The organism is Acidiphilium iwatense, assembly GCF_021556475.1.
In the GTDB taxonomy this organism is placed as follows: Bacteria; Pseudomonadota; Alphaproteobacteria; order Acetobacterales; family Acetobacteraceae; genus Acidiphilium; species Acidiphilium iwatense.
On record NZ_JAKGBZ010000096.1, the window covers coordinates 1 to 5,302 of the forward strand.

Annotated in this window: 6 protein-coding genes and 1 pseudogene; 1 reads left to right on the top strand and 6 read right to left on the bottom strand. The window is 55.3% G+C overall.

Annotated elements, in window-relative coordinates; all coding sequences use genetic code 11:
- Positions 1–259: 259 nt before the first annotated feature.
- The 6 genes and pseudogenes from qhpR to L2A60_RS19790 all read right to left on the bottom strand — a co-directional run bounded on the left by qhpR (position 260) and on the right by L2A60_RS19790 (position 4,946).
- Positions 260–1,297, bottom strand: coding sequence for an AraC-like transcriptional regulator QhpR (gene qhpR, locus L2A60_RS19770; protein WP_235706176.1), 1,038 nt, complete (start codon positions 1,295–1,297; stop codon positions 260–262).
- Positions 1,298–1,320: 23 nt separating this feature from the next.
- A complete protein-coding gene (locus L2A60_RS19775) occupies positions 1,321–1,785 on the bottom strand; it encodes a recombinase family protein (protein WP_262313425.1) in 465 nt (154 codons plus the stop codon).
- Positions 1,786–2,054: 269 nt separating this feature from the next.
- Positions 2,055–2,242: pseudogene (locus L2A60_RS21060) on the bottom strand (IS256 family transposase); the annotation flags it as partial.
- A gap of 117 nt (positions 2,243–2,359) precedes the next feature.
- Positions 2,360–3,205, bottom strand: coding sequence for an amidohydrolase family protein (locus L2A60_RS19780; RefSeq protein WP_235706177.1), 846 nt, complete (start codon positions 3,203–3,205; stop codon positions 2,360–2,362).
- Between the two features lie 138 nt (positions 3,206–3,343).
- Positions 3,344–4,384: a GlxA family transcriptional regulator gene (locus L2A60_RS19785; RefSeq protein ID WP_235706178.1), complete on the bottom strand. Its 1,041-nt coding sequence runs from the start codon at positions 4,382–4,384 to the stop codon at positions 3,344–3,346.
- Positions 4,385–4,400: 16 nt separating this feature from the next.
- On the bottom strand, positions 4,401–4,946 hold the full coding sequence (locus tag L2A60_RS19790; protein ID WP_235706179.1) for an isochorismatase family protein: 546 nt from the start codon (positions 4,944–4,946) through the stop codon (positions 4,401–4,403).
- Positions 4,947–5,090: 144 nt separating this feature from the next.
- Here L2A60_RS19790 and L2A60_RS19795 point away from each other — a divergent pair.
- A partial coding sequence (locus L2A60_RS19795) for a hypothetical protein (RefSeq protein WP_235706180.1) occupies positions 5,091–5,302 on the top strand: 212 nt, incomplete at its 3' end.

The following is a 5,302-nucleotide window of genomic DNA, read 5'->3' on the forward strand; positions in this document are numbered from 1 at the left end:
CACGCCCGTTATTTCCAGACCATGCGGTCCAATCCGCTCCATCATAAGTATCCACCTCCCGTAAGTGGACACCTATTCCCAGCAGCCCGCCACCCGGCCTAGGTGCGCCGAAATTCGCGCTTATGTTTCACGGCAGGATCGTCTAGCGCGCCCTTCGCGATCTCCCGATCAAGTTCCTCGAGATCTTCCGCCAAGCGGTCAAGCTCCCGGACATACCGGTCGATGGCGGCGCCTGACCAGACTCCTCGCTCAATTCCAGTCAGATCAAATGCGATAGCCCTAATGGAAGTCCGGCCAGACATTGCTTACGGTAGTCCAACGGCGTAACACCCGTCCATTTCTTGAACGCTCGACTAAATGCGCTTTGTTCGGAATAACCTAGTAATAGAGCTATTTCACCAAGAGAAATATGTTCTTTATTTAATAAATTAACAGCAAATTCGCGCCGAATACCTCGCACTAAATCGACAAAATTTATTCCTTCATAGCAAAGATGTCGGTAAAGGCTACTCTCGCTCATACCGATTTTGTGAGCAACAGTAGCGAGCGTCAGATCACCGCGAGCAAATCCAATCCGAATCTCATCGCATACCAAACCGACGAGGTTATTTGACCATCTTACTTGTTTTTTATTTTTGATCGTTGAATCAATCAGTGCTCCACGTATAAGATCTGCTTGTGGAATCCGTGCGGCAAGAACGTTAGGACGAAATATTATTGCATTTCGTTCCGATACAAAACTGACTTCTGCCCCAAACGATGCATGATATTCACGGCAATCAGCAGGCTCGATATGCTCAAAGCGAATTTCCTCTGGTACAAAGCTTGAGCCAAGCATCTTGCGCAAAAAATTGAGAAGTACTCCAAGTGTCAGTTCAGAATCTTGCTGGCGGTCCGCGATCCGCCCATCCCGAATACGGTATTCGAGAAGCGCCAATCCACCTTCGAATCGAAGCCTCAACTCAGACTGTTCTTGTAAACCGGAGAAATTACGGCAAAGTTCTCTAAGTGCAGTTCCAACCGTTGGTACACAGTTGACGAGATTACCAATTTCACCAAGCAAACGAATATCGCTGGCAAAACCAAAGTGAAGTCCGAATCGTTCCATATTTGTTCTTCGAGAAGCCTCTTCAAGAAGATTACAATAGACAGCGAGCGGCAATCGGCCAAACGGATCATCGAGATCACAATTCTCGACCTCAGTACTATGCAATATAACGTCCGCCTCAAATCCAAGGCTCTCTATAAATCCCACTATCCCACTTGCAGCAATCGTACGAATAGTTGGCGAGGTCATGACTGCTGGTCTTGTCATTGCCTCTACTCGAGATTGTTTCCAGGCACGCTAGCAATATGCCGACAGCCTTGTCCAAACCAAGCCTCATCTCTGTAATCTCTTAGTATTGAGCGGCCTGCAACCCGGCTCTGTGCCGCGTAGGTGGTTTCAATCACGCTTCTCTCAGCCATGGGCTTGCAACCTTGAGATCGGATTATAGCTGACTTTGTAGTTCCGGGCGATCTGACGCATGGATCACCTGCCTCCCGCCTGTGCCTCATTTTCACGCCACGAGCCTTGGTTCGCTCCCGGCCCTCTACGGTCCTGGCCTGGATCAATTCACGCTCGAACCCTGCGAGGCCGCCGAGCACCGCCAATATGAGATGATCGTGCGGCATAATCGTGTCTCCCCATGTGTCGTCAGAGGGTCGAAATCCTATCATTCTGCAGGCCATCATGGCGAAAGTATTGAGAAGGTCGCGGCCGAGTGTCCAGCTAATCGAGCGCATTTACCACCAGCACGTCACCGACCCAGAGCCTGTCAAGCGCCCAGCGCATTTGACAAGCGCAAACGGATTTGCCGCCGCTGGGCGCCCCTGCAGAACCTTCCTCGCTGCCGACGACCCGGAAGTTGGTCCTCCTCGGCAACCACACTCTGGCCGTCTGTCGATGCCTGCTCATGCCCGTAAGTCATACTTAGCTATACACCGGATGTCTGGTGCTGGAAATGAACTACCTGAGATTTTTGGGTGAGCGTCGATCAAGGGTGGGATGAGTTCGGCCATGACCTCAGTCTGAGCTGGTCGACGACATGACGCAGGGTCTGGCTGGCTGAGGTGCGACCCGGCTGGATGAAAGCCTGGGCAGGACGGCCGAGACCATGCTCTGCTGGCCTTTCGGTACGTAGGCGAGCGGCCGTTGCGCATCCAATGAACGGCAGCGTTGCCAGGACGCTCCTATCACCCTTGAGCCCCTTCATGAGCATCGGGTCGAAGTCTCGCAACTCCATTATACCCCACCGATCCGATGACCACCCAAACCCACACCATTACGAATTCTGAATCTCCTCCACGAGCGCGGACATTATTTTTGGTCTCGTAGTGGGAAACCGTACAATCGGATTGAGTTGGCAACCAAAATATTCTCTCGAACCTCTGGCTCTGGGGCCCAATCGGCAAGTAGATCCAGCAAATCACCCACGTTGGGCATGGCATTCCAATGGGCAACATGTGGCCAATCTGATCCCCAAATGCAGCGGTCGGGTGCCGCCTTGATCAGGGCACGAGCGATCGGGATGGTGTCTGCATAGGGTGGTGCATCCGACAATCGATATGCGCCGGATAGTTTGACCCATGCACCATCGTTTAACAGGCCCAGTATGAGTCGTGTACCAGATGAATCAAGACCGTCGGATGCTTGCAGGTACCCCATATGATCGATCACAAAGGGTACCCGCAATCGGGAAATGCGTGTCGCAATGGGCGCCAAAGTATAAACGTCAGTTAGAAATTGCAAATGCCAGGACAGTTCTGCACAAATTGCCTCGTAGCGTTCCAAATCCTTGAAACCAACTCCCCCACCAAACAAAGTATTAATTCGAAGCCCCACGACGCCCGCCTCGTTCAGCGAGCGCCACGTCGCCTCTGGCAAATCCGGGGGAACAACGGCAATGCCACGCAAGCGGGTCCGGTTCGCGGCAAGTGCTTCCAACATAACTCGGTTGTCCGTTCCATGGACGCTGACTTGGACCAGCACTCCATAGGTCATCCCTGTTGCATCGAGCATGGCCATATAAGCCTCTGTTGAGGCCGATGGCGGTGTATAACTGCGCGAGGCAACAAAAGGATAAGCGGGTGGCCTGCCAATTACATGCGCATGAGTATCAACAGATCCAATGGGGACAGTAAAGCAAGTGGGCAAATGCGGCACGCAATCTGGCCCGGGACAGGGTCGCATTCTATCAATACTGTGCATTGAACTCATTCTCCGACGGTTCGATCATGAAATGCGCGCCAAATCGTGCGATTGAGTCCATAAAAGCTGACACTTGTCCCCCCGGGTTGATCTTCACTTTCCGATTGGTCCGACCCGCCATTGGACAGCCAGCTCTGTACCCGCTACTCGCAGCCGGCTCGGTGGTAGATCGTGCAGACGTGTCCAGGCCCGACGCAACTGGCGCGTTGACGCGAAACCCGCGCGCTCGGCGACCGTCTCAATGTCGAGGCGGGAATTAGTCAGAAGCTCCCATGCGAGCGCCACTCGCATACGATTCACATAGTCGGTGATGCTCATCCCGGCATTCTCGTTGAAGAGGCGCGAGAGGTTACGCGGACTGGTCGCCGCTACGCGGGCAAGCGTTTCAACCGACCAATCCCGCGCCGGAGCGGTGGCGACGGCATCTTGCGCGCGGTGTACCGATGGATGGATGTGGTTGCGACCTTGGAGCCAGGGTGAGATCTGCGGGTCGGCCGCACTACGCCGCAGATAGACCACGAGATAACGCGCGATCGAAAGCGCGCATGCATCGCCGGCCATTCGAGCTACGATGTGGAGCATCAAGTCGATCCCGGCGGTAATACCGGCGCTGGTTAGACGATCGCCGTCCTCCACATAGAGCCGGTTTTCCAGCACGCGGGCGTTTGGCGCGATCCTCGCGAGTTCGGCAATGCAGGCATGATGGGTGGTGCAATCGCGATCATCGAGAAGGCCCGCCCGCGCCGCTAGCAGCGCGCCCGAGCAGATCAAGACAAGCTTTATGCCCGGGCGGGGTGTGCGTCCCAGCCAAGCGACGATCTCGGCCTCGCGAGCCATGTCTTCATCCCGGTTCCTCGATCGGGTGCCGAGTGGCACATCCGCGCTGCCTGCGACAACAACCAGCGCACCGTCCGGTAAATGATTGGGCAAGGGCGCGATACCCGCGACAGCGAGGCCGATGGAACTGCCGATTTCCGGCGACGGGCTGACATAGGAGACGGCGAAGCGCACGGCGGTCTGCTCGAGATTAGCCTTGCGTAGCACTTCCACTGGTCCCGCCACGTCAAGCAGCAGGACGCGCGGTGGTATTACCACATAGACGGGAATCTCGGTGGGTCGCACACCCTGTCCCATGGGCGATTTATTTCGCTCACCCTGCCAAGGCATCTTCGACCGTAGCAATCCGGGCAAAGCGCTCTGCGAGCACCAGTTCGGTGCGAGCTCGGATTTCGGCAGCGCCCCATTCCCTGCCTGTTGCATCTGTCATCGAAAAAGTCAGCGTCGCCTCGCTGACATAATCAACGGCGTAACCAAGGTCTGAGGCGTGGCGAACTGTAGTCTCGCAACACTGCTCGCTGCGGATGCCTGATACGATAAGGCGCCGGATGCCGTGCATCGTCAACCAGACGTCGAGTCCGGTGCCGACCAAGGCGCTGTGGCGATGCTTGTGGAAGATAACTTCCGGTTGAACAATAAGCGGTGTAAACGATGTCACGAAACCGGAGGTTTCCGCGAAGGGACCGCTATCCTCGACATGGAAGATCTGAACGATCGGGATGCCGGCGGTCTTCGCACCATCGACCAACCTCTGAAGATGGGCAACAAACGCAGAGACGTCCTGCTCCCGGTAGTCAGGGCAATGTCGGAATGATTCCTGTGCATCGATCACAACGAGCGCGCTGTTGGAAGCGGACATTTCTGTTTCCCCCTGATTGAACACGGCATGATGCTATAGCTGTAACAGATCGATAAAAATGCCTACAAGAGACGAAATTCGGACAAATCGCGCCATCGGAATAACCCACCCGCTGGTTATGCGAAAGTATGTATCGACGTTGGCATGGAACAGGTGCTCAAACCCGTCCCCGCCAAACTCTCCCGCGCCGGGCCAGTCGTTGAGGTGAATGATCATTTCACGAAACAGAGGCAGGTTGCGCCGCCCCTGCACCTCAACGATTGGAGCAGAAATTCATCCGCAGGCGGCGACCGCGCGGCGCGCCATCACGCCGACCAGATGCGCGCGATAGGCCGCACTCGCATGGATGTCGCTGC

What these genes read in the sequence shown, in the direction of transcription:
- qhpR (WP_235706176.1), bottom strand. Translation starts at nt 1,297, where the DNA reads ATGACCTCGCCAACTATTCGTACGATTGCTGCAAGTGGGATAGTGGGA.
- L2A60_RS19775 (WP_262313425.1), bottom strand. Translation starts at nt 1,785, where the DNA reads ATGCGCTCGATTAGCTGGACACTCGGCCGCGACCTTCTCAATACTTTC.
- L2A60_RS19785 (WP_235706178.1), bottom strand. Translation starts at nt 4,384, where the DNA reads ATGGGACAGGGTGTGCGACCCACCGAGATTCCCGTCTATGTGGTAATA.
- L2A60_RS19790 (WP_235706179.1), bottom strand. Translation starts at nt 4,946, where the DNA reads ATGTCCGCTTCCAACAGCGCGCTCGTTGTGATCGATGCACAGGAATCA.